Below are 17227 nucleotides of genomic sequence, written 5' to 3'. Positions count from 1 at the left end.
TGCTATGACTTTAATATTTGTTTGGTAATGTAGCAAAGATCAAGATGAACTAATCCCATTAAACTCTAACGACTTTTTTGCGTATTCAAGTATTGATAATCCAGTACTTGATAATGTAGTATCATTCCTACAAAAAAGAAATGAAATTGAGAATTTTACTTCAGATTTTTCCATCATGTATGGAAATGTTATTTGGGATGAAAATATTACCATTAAAAATGAGGAAGGATTTGTTATGCTGATTCCAACCTTATTGAACCAAGAGGTTGAAGGTATATGGTTGTTCGATTGTTTTAAAGGGACAATAAATTATGCTGTAATTGTTAACGATCAGGAAATAAGACAGGATAAAAATATGGATTATAATTTTGCTTATTTTGAACAAACCCTTTTAAATAAAAATCACAAATATAAATTTGTTAAACCAGACCAAAAGGATCATAACATTCGCACCAAAGAAGGAGCCCATATTATTGAGCATTGTAATATGATTTTTACTGGTAATAACACAATTGGATATGAATTAACAGATTATCATTGTTGGGATGAATATGTGCCAGGAACAGTATCTGGCAGGTACATATATGATAACTATACAGACCAAGTTGGTGGAGGTCAAGGTGACCTTAGCGATGGTGGAGGTGGGGCTAATTCTGGTTCAGATCCGAATCCGAATCCGAATCCGAATCCTCTACCACCAATAGAGGTAACACAGGATTTTCTTAATAATGAAAAACTAAATTGTATTTGGGGAAAAATCAATAACATTTTAGTTAACCAAAACAATTCTTTAATTACTTCTGTTTTTGCAAATTTTTCTGGAGTTAGTTATAATCCTCAGGATATAACTATAACACTACAAGATAATTTAAGGAACAAGGATAATGAAGAAATTTATGGTAATTGCTTACTTGTTAAAAACAACTTTTTGATAACATTAAATGGAAGTTATATTGAAAATAGAGCTCCAATTGAAATATTCAAAACTATTATTCACGAAATGCTTCATGCTCATTTAAAAAGAATGTATAATGTTTCACCAGATACATTTAAGTCATTATTTTCTATGCATATAAAAAACACAAAAGGAGTAACTCTATCAGAACACGATATTATGCAACAATATTATATACCTGTCATGATTAATGCTCTTAAGTCATTTGATGATCTTAATGGCTATTCCGATGATAATTACGTTTACGAAGGAATCATTATAAATGGTCTTGATTTAAATCCTAATATTGATACTCAACAACATGTTGTATTTTCTGAAGAATATTTCAGATCACGAAATTTAAACTGTGAAAAATAAACATACTAGTATGAAAAAATTAAACCTAATCATAATTTTACTACTTTCTATTACTGCCTGTACCAAAACATATGAGCAGAAGAATATAAAAATGGAGAAATACACTCCAATAAAAACTTCTCAAAAAATCTATGATTCTTTACATTCTGCAATAACGAAACATGATGAAAGAGCCTTAAGAAGAATATTTAAAGAGTGGCAAGCAAGTTTTCAATCCAATAATAATGAACAAATCTCAAAACATGAGATAACAATTGAAGTATTTGATCTATTCCTAAACTTTTATGGCACAACTAGTAAAATATTTTACGAAAAAGAAAAGAGTGAATATTACATTATTCAAAACAAGCTACAATATGGCATTACAGAATCAAGAAACCTAAGAAATATTAATCCTGAAACTATTAAGTTATATACAATTTCGAACTTCAGACCAAAAATTAACATTGATGAATCAAAAGTTTTATACCTAACACCTGAATATAAACATGTTTTTCACACATTTTTAAATATGCAAGATAGTGTAACACTAAAGCATAAGGTTATGAGTGATGAAAAACAATTTAAAATGTTAACAGAACTCTGTCCTATTAAAAGCAACATGGTAAATCATAAATATAGTTTGAGTATCGATCCTTATGTGAGTAGTATCATATTCAATAAAAATTTACGGAAAGCAAGGGTTGATTGTATGATTCAAAATCACATTGGATATGCTTTAATCTACATTAAAAAAGGTGATCAATGGATATTAAACGAATCTTTTGAAACCTGGATTTCATAATTAGAAAAAGAATAGGTAGACATTAATATTGAAGTCTGGAGAATTTTATCATACAAAAATCAATTACACTGCAAATAAGATTACTAGCAAGATAAACAGAATGCTAAAATTTATTTTAACAATATACCTCTTAATCATTTCATTTGATTCTTTTTCACAAAATGAAACAAAGAAGAACATTGATTATAGGCGAATATATTCTAAATTATTCTTTGAAGAATGGCATACAAATAGTGAGTTTACTCCATTATCTAATGATACGCTTAAAACTCTACAGGAAATAATAGAAATACTGCAACCTTATCCTTATAAAAACAGAAATGAGGCTTCTGATCATGTAGAGATTCATACTAAACTGGACGAAAATGGAGTTGCTTTGACTGAAGAGCAAATATTGGAAGAATGCAACCAACTAAGTAATCCTGTTAGAGAAATTGCAGACTCTCTAAAGTTTCTTTTTTACGACAGTAGGTTAACTATCATTTTTGTAGACTCAATTAGTCAGCCAATGAGTGGTAGGCATAGAAAAATTATTTTTAAACCTCAACTCCGAGGTAAAGTATTATTTATCGATAATAAAAACTCTCATGTATTTGATAGTATTTTAAGAGCAATTAGAATCGATAATCCAAATGCTGCTGGTCAGGTTGAAAATATAAGAGGAATTTGGTATGGTTATTACCATTGGAATGCACCATTTAACAGGCACATGCAGGAACTTATTTCTAATAAATGCTTAAATTATTCATATGACTATGGGGAACTTACACCTATTGATCCAATTAGAACAATAACACTTACAAAAGACTTAAGTGAGGCAATTGTTTTTCAAAAGCCCTATGAATATTCGCCACAGATGGTTCGTTTAAAAAAAATTTGTGGCAAATGGGTAATCTTTGAATAAAATTTAAACAAGAGAGGGTATCCAAAACAAGTACCCCCTCTTTTAACAAGATCTTTAATATATCTTAATTAGAACTTCAATTCCTTATCAATCCTAGAAATTAATTCCTGCTTTTCCTGTAAGGATTTTTGAAATTTTTGAATTGCTTTTTGATTACTTCTCGATAAAAAACATACGAAGGAAGGAAATACAAACCAAAATGACATAGACTAGAATATTACTCTCAAATAAATCTTGATTGTGAAAAATAGAACTTTAATAATATTATTTCTGTTTCTTTCTGTGTTTTCATGCAGAAGTAAGTCTTCTAATGAAAAATTAACGATAGTACCAGAAAAATCTGAATTTTATATAAACAAAGATTCTTTGTTATTTCAATTGAATAGAAGCATTGGTAATGAGGATGAATCATTGTATTCCAATTTCTTAATTGAATGGAATCAAAAATTTCAACCCAATGGCCTTAATTTTATAAATCAGAACGAAGTTACCAAATCTATTTTCGAAATTTTTAAGGAATTATACTATCCAAAGAGCTTAAACGAATTAGGTTCTTGGCAAAAGGATTATAGTCGTTCTCAAAATTACTATGTAATTCAAAATACCATTAAATTTTGCATTGCAGATTCTCCAATTGATACGATTGTTAATTTTAGGCCTCCTGTCATCCTACCACAATCAACAATTTTATATACAAGTAAAATTCATAATGAAATATATAATGAATTTCTTAAGCAACTAGGTAAAAAAGCAGTTATTGATTTGACGACAGAGGTTAATCCTAATGCACAATTGACTGGTAATGACAAAAAAATTGAACTAATAGAAAAATACTTTCCTATTAGTTTAGATTCTAACCTTTCAAATTGGAGTATTCTCTCATTTCCTTACATTAATCTTATTACCTTTAATAAAGATATGAATAAAGCAAAAGTTAATTTTGTAGTTGGTTCTCAAGGTGGAGTTGCAGAGTTAAAGAAAAAAAATGAAAAATGGATAATAATAGAAAGTAATGCAACTTGGATAGAATAATTTTGCATCAAGAGGGGCTGTTCAATTTAACTTTTTGGGCAGCCTCTTTCAACATTAAACATCTTCATTAAAACTTCAACTCTCGCTCAATCTTAGAAATTAATTCCTGCTTTTCATTTAAGGATTTTTGAAATTTTTGAATTGCTTTTTGATTACCTCGCTTGATAAAAAGCATACGAAGGAAGGAAATACAAACTAAAATGACATAGACTAGAATATTACTATCAAATAAATCATCCAACTTAATAAAGCCTTGTCTGCTGTACCCAAATGTGAGCAAAACAGCCAACATTGTGCAATAAAAGAATTCTCTTATCACATTTTCCTTAATGATCTCTGAATGATTTTTTCCATGCTTTTTCAAAAATGCAGCATTAATGGTATCCTTAAGCGTATTCTTTATTCTCACCAGTTCAACAGCATTGTATCCCCTTTCGAATAATAAGTTACCAGCATATATCTGAGGATCGATATTAATTCTTTTGCACTCTTGAAATAAATCAAGCAATTCCTTATTGCTCTTTTTATTGAGATTGTTTCTCCAATTAAGCATTCTTCAATTTTTATAACTTATCCGATCACTTCCAGTATAGAAGCATAAGTATTGGCTTTAAACTCCTGCAAATTATCTTCTGCCAACCATTTTACTTCCTGAATGTCCTCCTCGGTTTGAGGAACCAACTCTTCAGATCCCGAATAAGTCATTTGATACCAGTAGGTACGTTTCAAAACAAATTTGTCTTTCATCCAGTAGGTATGATAGGTTGAGTTGAGTTCCTTTTCGATCTTAACGCCGGAGATTCCACACTCCTCCTCTACTTCGCGAATGGCAGCTTCGGGAATTTCTTCACCTTCCTCTACTTTACCTTTTGGCAAATCCCATTTGTCTAGTCTGTAAATGGCCAAAATTTCATTGTTAGAATTGTAGACCTTTCCGCCTGCGGCTTCGATATATTTAAAGCACGATTTAAAGTGGGCAAAAAGCGCTTCAAGATCGTCGGCAACCACAAAAATTTGCTCTCTGTGCTCTTCCTCATCAAACTGAAGAATTAATCCTTCAAGCGATTCTTCTTCCGTCCATGCATAAACCATTCCGTCAAAATTCACACTTTCGTTTTTATCACCTAAAAAAATCAATCGATCTTTAAAAAATACTTTATACATTTGCGGTAGATTTTTAAAATACATCGGAAAAACATAATGATTTGAATTTCCGTGTTTTGAATTCACTTAACAATCCATAAATCCAGAGAAAGTATGCAAAATACTGCTAAACAAGTCGCTGAATATTTGCTACAAATTAAGGCAATTAAACTAGAACCAACAAACCCATTTACCTGGGCATCGGGATGGAAATCTCCTATTTACTGTGACAACCGTAAAACACTTTCTTACCCAGAGGTTAGAACCTATATCAAGAAAGCTTTTGCTGAAGTTGTAATGGAAAAATATCCTGAAGTAGAAGTAATTGCAGGGGTAGCAACAGGTGCTATTGCTCAGGGAGCTTTGGTTGCTGAAGAAATGAACAAGCCAATGGTTTACATTCGTTCATCGGCGAAAGCTCACGGAATGACCAACTTAATTGAAGGTGAAATTAAGCCAGGACAGAAAGTTGTGGTTATCGAAGATTTAATTTCGACTGGTGGTAGCAGTTTAAAAGCTGTTCAAGCTTTAAGAGAAGCTGGTTGCGAAGTATTGGGTATGGTAGCTATTTTTACTTATGGTTTCCAAAAAGCAGTTGATAATTTTACTGAAAACAACTGTAAGCTTGATACTTTAAGTGAATACAACATCATGATTGATCGTGCTCAAGAAATTGGATACATTAAAGCTGAAGATGTTGATCAATTGAAAGAATGGAGAAAAGATCCGGCAAGCTGGGGAGTTTAATCTCTAGTTCTCCGATTAAAAAATAATTTTAGAAAAGAGAGTATTCCCATGGAGTACCCTCTTTTGTATTCTTAATACGAAGACTAATGTCGACAACAAAAATTGTAAGTGAAGTACATAAGATTCCGCATCTGGTAGGCGATGTATACGGTTTCTTATCAGATTTTAGAAAAATTGCCAAAGTTTTTGAATTGGCAGCAGCAAATCCTCAGATACAAGAGCAAATTGAAGCTCAAACCAAAAAGAAGATGAATATTAAAGAACACATCGAACATTGGGAAGCAACTGAAGACAACTGTACATTTGTGATTAAAGGATTCGGTGAAGCTGGATTACAATTTGTCGAAAAAGAAGAAAATAAAACCTTAAAATTAACTGGATACGGAAGAAGCCCATTCGAATTTTATTTATGGATTCAATTAATTGATAAGGGACCTTACGACACTAGAGTGCGACTTACAGTGCATGCTGAATTAAATGCCATGATGAAAATGATGCTGAAAAAGAAGTTGGAAAAAGGCATCAATCAATTGGCTGAGGGATTGACACAAATTCCTTTCAGTGCACTTCAGAATATGGAATAGTTCCAAAAACTATTAAGAAAAGCTGTTGAAAAAACTCAACGGCTTTTTTTGTGCCTTGCTATTTTTTAAATAGCTTTGGTTTGAATGAATCTAAATAAAGAAAATAGAATTATTGGTTTTTTGCTTGCTTTGGCATTTGTATTGCCAATTGTAATTAAAGTCCAACATATGGTGTTCCCTAATCACGAACATCATTGTCATTCTTGTACAAATCACACTACTGATGTAACTGATATTTGTGCAATTCAAGATTTCGACTACTTCTATTTTGATTCTGCTGATATGGTTCATATTCCTGCTATAAGTAGTATTGAACTCATATCCCACAAAGCAAAACAAACCATTAAAATTCAAACTCCTCCAAGGTTTGATTTTAGCTTGCGTGCTCCTCCAGAGTTTTTTGAAATATAAATGCCTTAAAAAACAAGTTTTAATTAATACATGTGAAGTGAATCTATGTGGATATCGCTTATTGATTTGTACATGTATTTTTTCCAAATCAATAAACTCTTTTTATATCATGATCAGATATTTTCTGGCAGTATTATTACTATTGCCTTTCTATGCTTTCTCTTCTGTAGAGCTAAGCAACAACAAAGTGAGTGGAATCGTTAAAGATCAAAAAGATGGCATTCCCCTGCCTGGAGTAAGTATTTTTGTTCCTGAATTACAAAAAGGAGCAGTTAGCAATTCTGATGGTACTTATGTATTGGAACACTTACCCCAAGGGAAGTTAACGGTTCAGTTTTCTTTTGTTGGATACGAATCAATTATTAAAACAATTAACATTCAATCCGAAAACACTCAACTCAATGTTGATTTAGAGTTTACCTCAGTAACCACACAAGATATCGTAGTGTCTGGTGGTTTTCCTTCGGCTCAGCATGAAAATTCAATTAAAATTTCAGTTCTTAAAAAAGAGAAATTGGAACAATTGGTCAGTCCTTCTCTTGGAGAAAAGCTTTCCAGCATACCAGGTGTTGATATAATCTCAAGAAGTCCGGCGGTAAGTACACCAGTCATTAGAGGATTATCTTTAAACAACATCATTTTTCTGAATAATGGAGTTCGATTAGAGAATTTCCAATTCTCAACCGATCATCCGTTCTTGGCTAATGAACAAGGAGCCGATCATATTGAGGTAATTAAAGGCCCTGCCTCGTTACTTTACGGATCGGATGCAATGGGAGGTGTGATTAATATTCTTCGCGAAAAACCGGCTCCAGCTAATTCAATTCAAGCAGATGTTTCTTCTGAATTTCATTCTGTATCTAGTGGATGGAATCACAATATTGGTGTAAAAGGAACTTCGAACAGTTTGTTTTGGATGCTAAGAGCAACAAAACAATCTCATCGCGATTACAAAGATGGCAAGGGTGACTTTACACCAAATACCCGTTTCAATTCAGAAGGCTTACAATTGGGATTAGGTTTGATCAAAGAATTTGGCAGCTTTAAACTTTATTACGACTATCTACAGCCTAAGTTGGGTATGATAAACGATGAGGCTATAGAGGTAGTAAGGGAAGGAAACCGAAAAAATCACTATTGGTTTCAAGATTTAACTCAGCATCTTGTTTCGTCAAGAAATCGATTATTTTTGGGAAACTACAAACTGGAAGTCAATGCTGCCTATCAATTCAACAACCGACAATTAAAAGGTAATCCTAATTCTACCTACTTCCGTTTGGTGGATATGGATTTAGAAACTTTTACCTACGACAGTAAATTGTATTTTCCAGCAGGAGAAAGCTCAGAGTTTCTGATGGGAATTCAAGGTATGCATCAATCAAACAAAAATCAGGGAGCTCCGAATAGAATTATTCCTGATGCAAAAATTGATGACTTTTCATTGTTCTCTTTGCTGAAAAAGGAATTTGGAAAAGCCGATATTCAATTGGGAGTTAGATATGATCACAGATCTCTTTACGTTCCTGAACAGGAAGCAGGTGGACATTCTCATGGAGAACCCGAAAATGAGCTTCATGAAGAGGAAGGAGAACATGAAGAAGAAATGGTACATATCAATCGTAAGTTTGATAACCTGAATGCTTCCTTAGGCGCAACATTTCACCTTTCTGAATCCTTATTAATGCGAACTAACTTTGCTACAGGATACCGCGTACCAAATTTGGCTGAACTTTCGCAACATGGTCTTCATGGTAACAGATTCGAGGAAGGAAATGCCTACCTTGATGCTCAAAAAAGTTTTGAAACCGATTTGGGTCTGCATTATCATACAAGTAATCACAATATCGATTTTTCACTTTTCTACAATAAGGTTTATGATTTTATTTACCTTGCACCAACTGACGAACCTGCACCTGAAGGAGATGGATTTGTTTATGCTTACGATCAACAAGATGCGAAATTGTATGGAGGTGAAATCGCTATTAATGTAGTGCCTGTAGATTACTTAAAAGTTCATTCCGACTATTCAATGGTAATTGGTAAGCAAGATGATAACGGAAGGTTGCCATTTATACCACAGCACAAACTGAACACAAGCATCGAATTATTTGGCAAAGGCAAAAAACAATTTAAGAATCCTTTTATAAAATTTGAATGGAAATATGCTTTGGATCAAAACCATCCTGCTCAGTTTGAAACCAAAACTGCAGCCTATCACCTATTTAATATTCAAACAGGAACTTCTTTTAAACTTGGAAGTTGTAACGCAAAACTATTGGCTGGTGTAAGCAATTTGTTCGACAAAACTTATACTGATCATTTATCGAGTATTAAACCATTAGGGTTTTACAATCCGGGACGAAATGTGAATGTGAAATTATCATTTAATCTATAGATAAGATATAGAAACCTGATAGATAAGAGATATCTGTCAGGTTTTTTATTTTGATTGTGAAGCTAACTTTTTAGTTATTCAATAAAACTAACCTCTTTAAAATTATAGATTCTCTCCTCTCCTTCTGCTACAATTCTCAATTGTCCCCATTCTGTAATTCCTATAATTTCCCCTTCAAACAAACCATTTTTATCCTTATAGGAATGTGTTTCATTCATCCAGTAAAGAGTATTCAAATAATCTCTTTCCAACTGCTTTTTATCACCATCCTTAAGTTGAAAATATCTATTCTCAATTTTTTCCAACAACTTTGAAAGCTCTGTCTCTAAATCATACTCCTGATTTGTACAATTTGATAGTGAAATCGGATTCGGGGCATCCGATACAAACTTGGTTTGGTTAATATTTAATCCAATCCCGCATATCGATGTACTCAATACAGACCCCATTATGGAGTGCTCAATTAGGATTCCTGCAATTTTTTTATCTCCTACATAAATATCATTTGGCCATTTAATAAATACATCACCCAAATATTCTTTCAAATAATCATACACACCAAGAGAAATTACCATCGAAATATTAAATTGCTGAGAAATTGGCAGAAATTCAGGTCTGAAAATTATACTAATGGTAAGGTTTTTGCCACTTTCACTTTCCCAAGAATTTGTTTGCTGTCCACGGCCTTTTGTCTGATTTAATGTCAAAACGACAGTTCCGTCTGCAGGATTTGCGGATTTTATCAGTTCCAAGGCAAAATTATTTGTGGAATTTATTTCGTTTTTGCGTACAATTAATTGGGGAGTAAATAATCTTTGCTGCATGTAATTGCTTGTTGGTTTATGATTTGTGGAATTACTATCTTTAAAAATTGAGATATTCCTGATCGACAAAAATAAGAAGAAAGATTAAACAATTATAACCGTTTTAAGCTTATCAAAACTGTAGATTGGTAAATTATAACACTTTCGGTAAGCAATGTAGAAAAGGAAGTTATTGAGAATAAAAAAAAATTATCTTTGTAAGTAAAATTAAAATATGACAAAAAAGCAGGAGTATAAATCAGAAGAGCTGGTAGAGACAATTATTGAAGGATTGCAAGAGAGGAAGGCAGAAGATATTGTAAAAATAGATTTAAGAAATATCGACAGCTCGGTATGTAAATATTTTATAATCTGCAACGGAACATCTTCCACACATGTCACAGGTATAGCTGATTCCGTTGAAGATTATGTGAGAGAAGAAATTAACGAAAAAGTATGGAAAAAAGAAGGATTACAAAATGCACAATGGATCCTTTTAGACTATGCAGATGTTGTAGTTCATGTTTTCCAAAAAGAATATAGAGATTTTTACCAATTAGAAAGTTTATGGGCAGATGCTCCGGTAACCAGAATTGAGGATGCTCAGCCTAATCAATAACCTTTAACTATTAAGAATGACAGAAAATAATAATCAAAATAAATCTCCTTTTTCAAAAGGGAAAAATGGGAACAACATGATTAAACCTCCTAAATTCAATGCTTATTGGATTTATGGTTTAATCGCAGTAGCCCTTATTGCATTTAATTTGGTAGGATTGGGAAAGAGTCCAAAAGAAACCAGTTGGCAAAAGGTGAAAAATGAAATGATCCGCAACCAAGATGTTGAACGAATTGTTGTAATCAGAAACCTTTTAGAAGTTAACGTTTACCTAAGAGAAGAAAGCTTAGATAAATATCCTGATCTTTTTGAATCTAGTTTTGAAGCTCCTTCTAAGGCGGGACCTCATTACACATTCCCGATTGGTTCCATTGAGCAGTTTGCAGAGCAATTGAATAAAGCTCAGGAAAAAATTTCCGAATACGACAGGGTTGAACCTGAATATACGACTCACGAAGACTATTTTGGCAATTTTATTGGTTGGATATTGCCTTTTGCTTTAATTATAGGGATCTGGTTTTATGTATTCCGTAGAATGAGCCGTGGTGCCGGTGGCGGTGGCGGAGGTGGTAACATCTTTAATGTTGGTAAATCGAAAGCTAAAGTGTTCGACAAAGAATCAAATATCAATGTTAATTTTAATGATGTTGCAGGTCTTGCCGAAGCTAAACAAGAAGTTGAAGAAATTGTGGAATTCCTTAAGCATCCACAACGATACACAAAACTAGGGGGTAAAATTCCTAAGGGTGCATTACTTGTAGGACCTCCGGGAACTGGTAAAACCTTATTGGCTAAAGCTGTTGCAGGTGAAGCAAATGTGCCTTTCTTCAGCATGTCAGGTTCCGATTTTGTTGAGATGTTTGTAGGTGTTGGTGCAAGCCGTGTACGAGATTTGTTCAAGCAAGCTAAAGAAAAAGCACCTTGTATTGTATTTATTGATGAGATTGATGCCATTGGTCGTGCTCGTGGTAAAAACCCAAATATGGGATCTAACGATGAACGTGAGAATACCTTGAACCAGTTATTGACCGAAATGGATGGTTTCGATACCAATTCAGGGGTTATCATTTTAGCCGCAACCAACCGTGCTGACATTCTTGACCGCGCATTAATGCGTGCTGGTCGTTTCGATCGTCAGATTCATGTTGAATTGCCTGATTTAAATGAGAGAAGAGAAATCTTTAATGTTCACTTAAAACCACTAAAACTTGATCCAAACATTGATCAGGAATTTCTTGCAAAGCAAACACCTGGTTTCTCAGGTGCAGATATTGCCAATGTTTGTAACGAATCTGCATTGATAGCGGCAAGAAAGAAAAAAGATATTATTGAAAAACAAGATTTTCTTGATGCGATCGATCGTATCATTGGAGGTCTTGAAAAGAAAAACAAGATAATTTCTGTGGAAGAGAAAAAAACAATTGCTTATCACGAAGCTGGTCACGCAACAATTTCTTGGTTGCTTGAACATGCACATCCATTGGTAAAAGTTACCATTGTTCCTCGTGGTAAAGCACTTGGTGCAGCCTGGTATCTTCCTGAGGAAAGAAGCATTACTACCAAAGAGCAAATGCTGGACGAAATGTGTTCTACCCTTGGAGGTAGAGCTGCCGAAGAAATTACTTTTGGTAAGGTATCAACAGGAGCTCAAAACGATTTGGAGAAAGTAACCAAACAAGCAATTGCAATGGTATCGATCTTTGGTATGAGCGATAAGGTGGGTAATGTAAGCTACTATGATTCTTCAGGACAATCTGATTACTCTTTCTCAAAACCTTACAGTGAGAAAACAGCTGAGTTAATTGATCAAGAAGTAAAAACTTTGATCGAAAGCAGCTATGAAAGAGCAAAGCAAGTTCTTCGTGACAATGAAGAAGGTCACAACAAATTGGCTGAACTTCTTTTAGAACGTGAGGTAATCTTTAGTGAGGATCTTGAAGAAATTTTTGGAAAAAGAAATTTTGGCAAAGAAACAGAGGTAGAAGAAAAAAAAATAATTCCTCCAACCACTGAAAATGATAATGAAAGCAAAGCAGTTTAAACTGCATTAATAGAATATTTAAAAGCTGGATGACCGATGGTATTCCAGCTTTTCTTTTTGACACATCGTAGAAATATAATGACAAACTTTAGTCAAGGTGCTGTTAAAACTTCATATCAGAAAATCTAAGCTCAAATAAGTCGTGAAAAAATACTACTTTTGAGGGCTGAAAACTAACGGAACAAATTGATGCTTGCATCAAAGGAACTATTAATTCATTTCACGTGGGGAACTTTTTAACAAGAACATTCTTTGGAGCAATATTCGTAATTGTACTAATAGCAGGAATAGTTATTCATCCCATTGCATTTTTTGCAGTATTTATGGGCATAACAATTCTATCTAGCTTTGAATTTTACAAACTCATTCAAAAAAACAATTGCGTTCCACAGATTGCTACAGGATTAATTGGTGCGGCACTCTTGTTCACTTCATGCTTTGCTTATACCTATTTCAACAGCTCTTCATTATTTGCATTATTTATTCCTTTATTGGTACTTATCCCAATATTTGAAATGTACCGCAAAAAAGAAAATCCGTTTGGAAATATTGCCTATACATTTATGGGATTGCTTTATGTAGCTTTGCCATTTTCTCTTTTGAATTTCATGGTGTTCCCTTTTGGGAATAATGAATTTCATTGGGAGATTTTAATGGGTATTTTCGTTTTAATTTGGGCAAATGATACTGGAGCATATTTGGTTGGAGTGAATTTTGGCAAACACCGTTTATTCGAAAGAATTTCTCCTAAAAAATCATGGGAAGGAAGTATTGGAGGTGCTGTAATTACACTTATCATTGCATACTTAATTTCTCTATATTCAAAGGAATTAACTTCCGTACAATGGATTATTACCGGTGCAATTGTTGTGGTGTTCGGTTCAATGGGGGACTTGGTAGAATCCTTATTAAAAAGAAGCATCAACATTAAAGATTCAGGAAGCTTAATACCTGGTCATGGTGGATTGTTAGATCGATTTGACGCACTATTACTTGTTTCACCAATGATTTTCGTTTTTCTTCAAATCATCAACGAGTTCTTCCGTTAAAAAACTCCTAATATTAAAACTCAAGAATAAAATCCAAAAAGAAAAAGTTATTTTTAGTAGAAATTCAAACTAAAATAATTTCTATATGGATTTGAATATTAAAGATCAACTTTTTGTAGTCTGTGGTGCAACTTCTGGTTTTGGTGCTGCTGTATTAAAATACTTAGTTCAAGATGGAGCCAAGGTAATTGCAATAGCACGTGGCAGAAATAAACTTATCGAATTAGAGAAAGCTTATCCTAACTCAATTGAAAGTTTTTGCGCAGATATTACTGTGTCGGAAAACATTCAACTTTTACTCGATAAAATTGATAACAGGAAACTTTCTGGTGTATTTGTTAATGCCGGTGGTCCACCGGCAATGAAAACCTTAGAAACGAAAATTGAAGATTGGGATAATGCCTACCATCAGCTATTGCGTTGGAAAGTAGAACTTACCCAAGCTCTGGTACCATTAATGATTAAAGAATCGTATGGAAGAGTGGTATTCCTTGAAAGTTCGTCAGTAAAACAACCTATTGATAATTTGGTTCTAAGCACATCTTTAAGACTTGCAGTAGTAGGATTTGTAAAAACCTTATCTCAAGAAATTGCTGATTCGAGAGTTACCTTAAATATTATTGGACCTGGTTATCATGAAACTCCAGCCATCAATCGTTTATTGGACAAAAAAGCTGAACAGGAAAATATCACGGTGCAGGAAGCCAAAAACAAAATTGCATCAGGAATACGTATGAAAAGAATGGGAGATCCTGATGATTTAGGACAATTGGCTGCATGGCTTCTTTCTCCTGCTTCGGGATACATCTCAGGCCAAACCATTAGCGTTGATGGTGGACAAATACTAAGCGTACACGGATAAATTTATAATTTCATTTGTTTCCAATTAGGATATACATTAACTTAATAGAACCCAAAATGTAATCCTAAAACTCTTGTACAATGAAGAATTTACTCGACAACATTTTAAACTTCTTCAACTCAACTAATGAGGAAGAATTTTACTACGTAAAAATGGAACGCAATGAAAAATGTTACTGCGATAGTGGCAAAAAATACAAGTCTTGCCATTATCCTGATCATCAAAAAAGAAGCAAACTTGCGGTTCGAAAGATAAATGAAAAAACAGGAGAAGAAGAAATTAAAATCTTATCGGTAAAAAAACTTAGAAAAGAACATTTTAGAGTAAGAACCTCTGTTGGTTAAATCATAAGTCTTTACCAAAATACAAAAAAGTCATTCGGGAACATCGAATGACTTTTTTACATTATATGTAAGGAACAAAATTCTACTCCTTATTTTTCTTTTTTGATACATCAAATATCAATACTCCACTAGTTTTAATGTAATTTTCTTTATCTACTCCCGAGTATCCCTTCAATTCCGCTTGTTTCTTCAACTCCTGGTATCGCATAGCATCTTTTTTTAGTTTCCTCCTAAAAGATACGTCATCATATTTTGCATTGAAATGCATTTGTAATTCTTCTTGAGCATCTCTCGTTACAATCGATTCATTCTTTTTGGCCTTTGAGTTTTTCATGTATAAGTGATATGCCAATAACTTTTCGACATTGGTGTGATATTCTTTTAATTTCTCAATACTGACCTTGTCATTATTCATTTTATCATTAAGAGTATACTCAAAATAATATTGATCTCCATTCATTTTCACTTGTCCAGATTGAAAACCCTTATTGTCAATTTCTGGGAATAATAAATAGGTATTCTTCTCTGTTAAATCAATGGTATCTCCTAAAATTGGGTGCAAACAAATTATTTTTTGTTGTGCATTTACCAAGCTAGTAAAACAACATGCAACTATGATAAAAAAAATGTTCTTCATAAGTAAGTATTTTCACAAGTGATTTTATATTACATTTTAAATATTCCGTTAAATTTAATTAAAATCAATATCATTGACAATATTTCCAAATAAAAACATTTTCAACTTTAACGCTTTATTGCCTTAACCTGATCAAGGGTAACACTACCATAATCATTCCCCCAAGAGTTAAGTACAAAGTTGAATACCAAAACCAGCTCCTCATCGGTTAATCCCGATGCCGGCATAAGACCATTGTATTTAACTCCATTTACTTTAATGGGTTTATTACTTCCAAACTTCACCATATGAATGGCATCTTCTAAATTATCTCTTAAATAATCAGAGCCTGCCAAAGGTGGATAAAATTTTTCAATTCCTTTCCCCGACTGCATATGACAATTCATACACTTCGCTCGAAATAAAACCGCACCTTGCTCTAAATCCTTTTCCGATAATGTTATTTTTTTATCTGTACTTATAGTCTTTTTTTTATCAGATCCTCCACAAGCAGATACTAGAAAGAATGAGAAAAAGACAAATATTAGGTTTATTAATTTCATGCTTCAGATTCTTGTTTAGACCTAATAAAAATAATCAACACAAGTGATATTATCAAAATAAAACTACCATATAAATAGCTAAGTGTCGTAAAAAAAGATAGTTAAGCATAAAAAACCACAAAATTATTTTATATATTTATATAGAACCACTTAACCGGACGAGAATAATTTTATTGGATTATTGCCCATTTTCTCTCCTTAACCTTAAAATTTGGAGGAATAACTATGAAGTTAAAATTTGCTATTTGCCTTGCCTTTCTTCTTCAGTCTTTTATTTCGATTAGTCAAAATGTTAAAGAATTGTATTATGACTTTGAAGTAGGAATAATAGAACATCTTGGCGAGTATATCCCTGAGGATATAATGATAACCAATGAAGCCGGACAATTGGTTAATTTGAAAAAACAAATCGATAAACCTACTGCATTAATATTTGTTTACTTCAGATGTCCTGGCATTTGCAGTCCTTTAATGGATGGATTGGCCGAAGTAATAGAAAAGAGTGATTTAGAACTTTCGAAAGATTACCAAGTCATAACAATCAGCTTTGATCCTAATGAGAGCATTGACTTGGCAATTAAAAAGAAAAATAACTATAAATCATTGGTTAAAGGAAAGAACACAGAAGAAGGTTGGAAATTCTTTACCGCTGACAGTATTAATATCGCAAAAGCGACACAAAGTATGGGATTTCGCTATAAGAAAACTGGTAATGATTATACGCATGCAGCTACAGTTATCGTACTTAGCCCGGAAGGGAAAATTACCAGATATCTAAATGGAACCTACTTTCTTCCATTCGAATTTAAATTGGCCATGCTCGAGGCATCAAAAGGGCAAGCCGGGCCAACCATTAATAAAATATTACAGTATTGTTATTCTTATGATCCTGTTGGACAGGCCTATGTTTTAAATATTACAAAGATCACCGGCACAATTATATTGGTCATGGGTTTAATCATATTCCTCTTGCTGGTGATTAAAAAACCACGAAAAAAGAAAGTTTAACTACTGATTA

Annotated in this window: 19 protein-coding genes; 14 read left to right on the top strand and 5 right to left on the bottom strand. The window is 33.1% G+C overall.

Annotated features, from left to right (window positions below; all coding sequences use genetic code 11):
- Positions 1 to 175: 175 nt before the first annotated feature.
- The 4 genes from ACKPCA_RS18000 to ACKPCA_RS17985 all read left to right on the top strand — a co-directional run bounded on the left by ACKPCA_RS18000 (position 176) and on the right by ACKPCA_RS17985 (position 4032).
- Complete coding sequence (locus ACKPCA_RS18000; RefSeq protein ID WP_321280307.1) at positions 176 to 1312, top strand: hypothetical protein; 1137 nt, start codon at positions 176 to 178, stop codon at positions 1310 to 1312.
- Between the two features lie 10 nt (positions 1313 to 1322).
- Positions 1323 to 2096, top strand: coding sequence for a hypothetical protein (locus tag ACKPCA_RS17995; RefSeq protein WP_321280306.1), 774 nt, complete (start codon positions 1323 to 1325; stop codon positions 2094 to 2096).
- Positions 2097 to 2196: 100 nt separating this feature from the next.
- Positions 2197 to 3000 carry a hypothetical protein gene (locus tag ACKPCA_RS17990; protein WP_321280305.1) on the top strand — a complete coding sequence of 268 codons (804 nt, stop codon included), beginning with the start codon at positions 2197 to 2199 and terminating at the stop codon, positions 2998 to 3000.
- Positions 3001 to 3240: 240 nt separating this feature from the next.
- Positions 3241 to 4032, top strand: a complete 792-nt coding sequence (locus ACKPCA_RS17985) for a hypothetical protein (RefSeq protein WP_321280304.1) — start codon at positions 3241 to 3243, stop codon at positions 4030 to 4032.
- 67 nt (positions 4033 to 4099) lie between these two features.
- Here the strand turns inward: ACKPCA_RS17985 and ACKPCA_RS17980 are convergent, their stop codons facing one another.
- Both ACKPCA_RS17980 and ACKPCA_RS17975 read right to left on the bottom strand, forming a co-directional pair.
- On the bottom strand, positions 4100 to 4585 hold the full coding sequence (locus tag ACKPCA_RS17980) for a hypothetical protein (protein WP_321280303.1): 486 nt from the start codon (positions 4583 to 4585) through the stop codon (positions 4100 to 4102).
- 17 nt (positions 4586 to 4602) lie between these two features.
- Positions 4603 to 5196 (bottom strand): NUDIX hydrolase, encoded by a 594-nt coding sequence (locus ACKPCA_RS17975; RefSeq protein ID WP_321280302.1) that lies wholly within the window; start codon positions 5194 to 5196, stop codon positions 4603 to 4605.
- Positions 5197 to 5289: 93 nt separating this feature from the next.
- Here ACKPCA_RS17975 and pyrE point away from each other — a divergent pair, with 93 nt between their 5' ends.
- The 4 genes from pyrE to ACKPCA_RS17955 all read left to right on the top strand — a co-directional run bounded on the left by pyrE (position 5290) and on the right by ACKPCA_RS17955 (position 9312).
- On the top strand, positions 5290 to 5922 hold the full coding sequence (pyrE, locus tag ACKPCA_RS17970) for an orotate phosphoribosyltransferase (protein WP_054713928.1): 633 nt from the start codon (positions 5290 to 5292) through the stop codon (positions 5920 to 5922).
- Positions 5923 to 6008: 86 nt separating this feature from the next.
- A complete protein-coding gene (locus tag ACKPCA_RS17965; protein WP_321280301.1) occupies positions 6009 to 6506 on the top strand; it encodes a hypothetical protein in 498 nt (165 codons plus the stop codon).
- An 84-nt stretch (positions 6507 to 6590) separates the two neighbouring features.
- Complete coding sequence (locus tag ACKPCA_RS17960) at positions 6591 to 6917, top strand: hypothetical protein (protein WP_321280300.1); 327 nt, start codon at positions 6591 to 6593, stop codon at positions 6915 to 6917.
- 109 nt (positions 6918 to 7026) lie between these two features.
- Positions 7027 to 9312, top strand: coding sequence for a TonB-dependent receptor (locus ACKPCA_RS17955; RefSeq protein WP_321280299.1), 2286 nt, complete (start codon positions 7027 to 7029; stop codon positions 9310 to 9312).
- Between the two features lie 74 nt (positions 9313 to 9386).
- Here the strand turns inward: ACKPCA_RS17955 and ACKPCA_RS17950 are convergent, their stop codons facing one another.
- Positions 9387 to 10136, bottom strand: a complete 750-nt coding sequence (locus tag ACKPCA_RS17950) for a biotin--[acetyl-CoA-carboxylase] ligase (RefSeq protein WP_321280298.1) — start codon at positions 10134 to 10136, stop codon at positions 9387 to 9389.
- 214 nt (positions 10137 to 10350) lie between these two features.
- Between ACKPCA_RS17950 and rsfS the strand changes: the two genes are divergently transcribed.
- The 5 genes from rsfS (at position 10351) to ACKPCA_RS17925 (ending at position 15030) form a co-directional block, all read left to right on the top strand.
- Positions 10351 to 10734 carry a ribosome silencing factor gene (rsfS, locus tag ACKPCA_RS17945; protein ID WP_054713913.1) on the top strand — a complete coding sequence of 128 codons (384 nt, stop codon included), beginning with the start codon at positions 10351 to 10353 and terminating at the stop codon, positions 10732 to 10734.
- A gap of 16 nt (positions 10735 to 10750) precedes the next feature.
- Positions 10751 to 12775, top strand: a complete 2025-nt coding sequence (gene ftsH / locus ACKPCA_RS17940; protein ID WP_321280297.1) for an ATP-dependent zinc metalloprotease FtsH — start codon at positions 10751 to 10753, stop codon at positions 12773 to 12775.
- A gap of 224 nt (positions 12776 to 12999) precedes the next feature.
- A complete protein-coding gene (locus ACKPCA_RS17935) occupies positions 13000 to 13824 on the top strand; it encodes a phosphatidate cytidylyltransferase (RefSeq protein ID WP_321280296.1) in 825 nt (274 codons plus the stop codon).
- An 85-nt stretch (positions 13825 to 13909) separates the two neighbouring features.
- Positions 13910 to 14686 carry an SDR family oxidoreductase gene (locus ACKPCA_RS17930; RefSeq protein WP_321280295.1) on the top strand — a complete coding sequence of 259 codons (777 nt, stop codon included), beginning with the start codon at positions 13910 to 13912 and terminating at the stop codon, positions 14684 to 14686.
- 80 nt (positions 14687 to 14766) lie between these two features.
- On the top strand, positions 14767 to 15030 hold the full coding sequence (locus tag ACKPCA_RS17925; RefSeq protein ID WP_321280294.1) for an SEC-C metal-binding domain-containing protein: 264 nt from the start codon (positions 14767 to 14769) through the stop codon (positions 15028 to 15030).
- An 82-nt stretch (positions 15031 to 15112) separates the two neighbouring features.
- Here ACKPCA_RS17925 and ACKPCA_RS17920 read toward each other — a convergent pair whose 3' ends face one another.
- Positions 15113 to 15667, bottom strand: a complete 555-nt coding sequence (locus tag ACKPCA_RS17920; protein WP_321280293.1) for a hypothetical protein — start codon at positions 15665 to 15667, stop codon at positions 15113 to 15115.
- Between the two features lie 107 nt (positions 15668 to 15774).
- Positions 15775 to 16209: a c-type cytochrome gene (locus ACKPCA_RS17915; protein ID WP_321280292.1), complete on the bottom strand. Its 435-nt coding sequence runs from the start codon at positions 16207 to 16209 to the stop codon at positions 15775 to 15777.
- 225 nt (positions 16210 to 16434) lie between these two features.
- Between ACKPCA_RS17915 and ACKPCA_RS17910 the strand changes: the two genes are divergently transcribed.
- Positions 16435 to 17217 (top strand): SCO family protein, encoded by a 783-nt coding sequence (locus ACKPCA_RS17910; RefSeq protein WP_321280291.1) that lies wholly within the window; start codon positions 16435 to 16437, stop codon positions 17215 to 17217.
- Positions 17218 to 17227 lie beyond the last annotated feature (10 nt).

This window comes from Marinifilum fragile (assembly GCF_963677365.1).
In the GTDB taxonomy this organism is placed as follows: Bacteria; Bacteroidota; Bacteroidia; order Bacteroidales; family Marinifilaceae; genus Marinifilum; species Marinifilum fragile.
The sequence above is the reverse complement of the archived record's forward strand: the minus strand, read 5'-3'. Positions and strand labels throughout refer to the sequence as shown.

Bases quoted from the DNA above. Each gene is read 5' to 3' on its own strand.
- ACKPCA_RS17925 (WP_321280294.1), top strand. From the start codon at position 14,767: ATGAAGAATTTACTCGACAACATTTTAAACTTCTTCAACTCAACTAAT.
- ACKPCA_RS17920 (WP_321280293.1), bottom strand. From the start codon at position 15,667: ATGAAGAACATTTTTTTTATCATAGTTGCATGTTGTTTTACTAGCTTG.
- ftsH (WP_321280297.1), top strand. From the start codon at position 10,751: ATGACAGAAAATAATAATCAAAATAAATCTCCTTTTTCAAAAGGGAAA.
- ACKPCA_RS17955 (WP_321280299.1), top strand. From the start codon at position 7,027: ATGATCAGATATTTTCTGGCAGTATTATTACTATTGCCTTTCTATGCT.
- ACKPCA_RS17980 (WP_321280303.1), bottom strand. From the start codon at position 4,585: ATGCTTAATTGGAGAAACAATCTCAATAAAAAGAGCAATAAGGAATTG.
- ACKPCA_RS17915 (WP_321280292.1), bottom strand. From the start codon at position 16,209: ATGAAATTAATAAACCTAATATTTGTCTTTTTCTCATTCTTTCTAGTA.
- ACKPCA_RS17950 (WP_321280298.1), bottom strand. From the start codon at position 10,136: ATGCAGCAAAGATTATTTACTCCCCAATTAATTGTACGCAAAAACGAA.
- ACKPCA_RS17995 (WP_321280306.1), top strand. From the start codon at position 1,323: ATGAAAAAATTAAACCTAATCATAATTTTACTACTTTCTATTACTGCC.
- ACKPCA_RS17960 (WP_321280300.1), top strand. From the start codon at position 6,591: ATGAATCTAAATAAAGAAAATAGAATTATTGGTTTTTTGCTTGCTTTG.
- ACKPCA_RS18000 (WP_321280307.1), top strand. From the start codon at position 176: ATGTATGGAAATGTTATTTGGGATGAAAATATTACCATTAAAAATGAG.
- ACKPCA_RS17975 (WP_321280302.1), bottom strand. From the start codon at position 5,196: ATGTATAAAGTATTTTTTAAAGATCGATTGATTTTTTTAGGTGATAAA.
- ACKPCA_RS17930 (WP_321280295.1), top strand. From the start codon at position 13,910: ATGGATTTGAATATTAAAGATCAACTTTTTGTAGTCTGTGGTGCAACT.
- ACKPCA_RS17910 (WP_321280291.1), top strand. From the start codon at position 16,435: ATGAAGTTAAAATTTGCTATTTGCCTTGCCTTTCTTCTTCAGTCTTTT.
- rsfS (WP_054713913.1), top strand. From the start codon at position 10,351: ATGACAAAAAAGCAGGAGTATAAATCAGAAGAGCTGGTAGAGACAATT.
- pyrE (WP_054713928.1), top strand. From the start codon at position 5,290: ATGCAAAATACTGCTAAACAAGTCGCTGAATATTTGCTACAAATTAAG.
- ACKPCA_RS17990 (WP_321280305.1), top strand. From the start codon at position 2,197: ATGCTAAAATTTATTTTAACAATATACCTCTTAATCATTTCATTTGAT.
- ACKPCA_RS17965 (WP_321280301.1), top strand. From the start codon at position 6,009: ATGTCGACAACAAAAATTGTAAGTGAAGTACATAAGATTCCGCATCTG.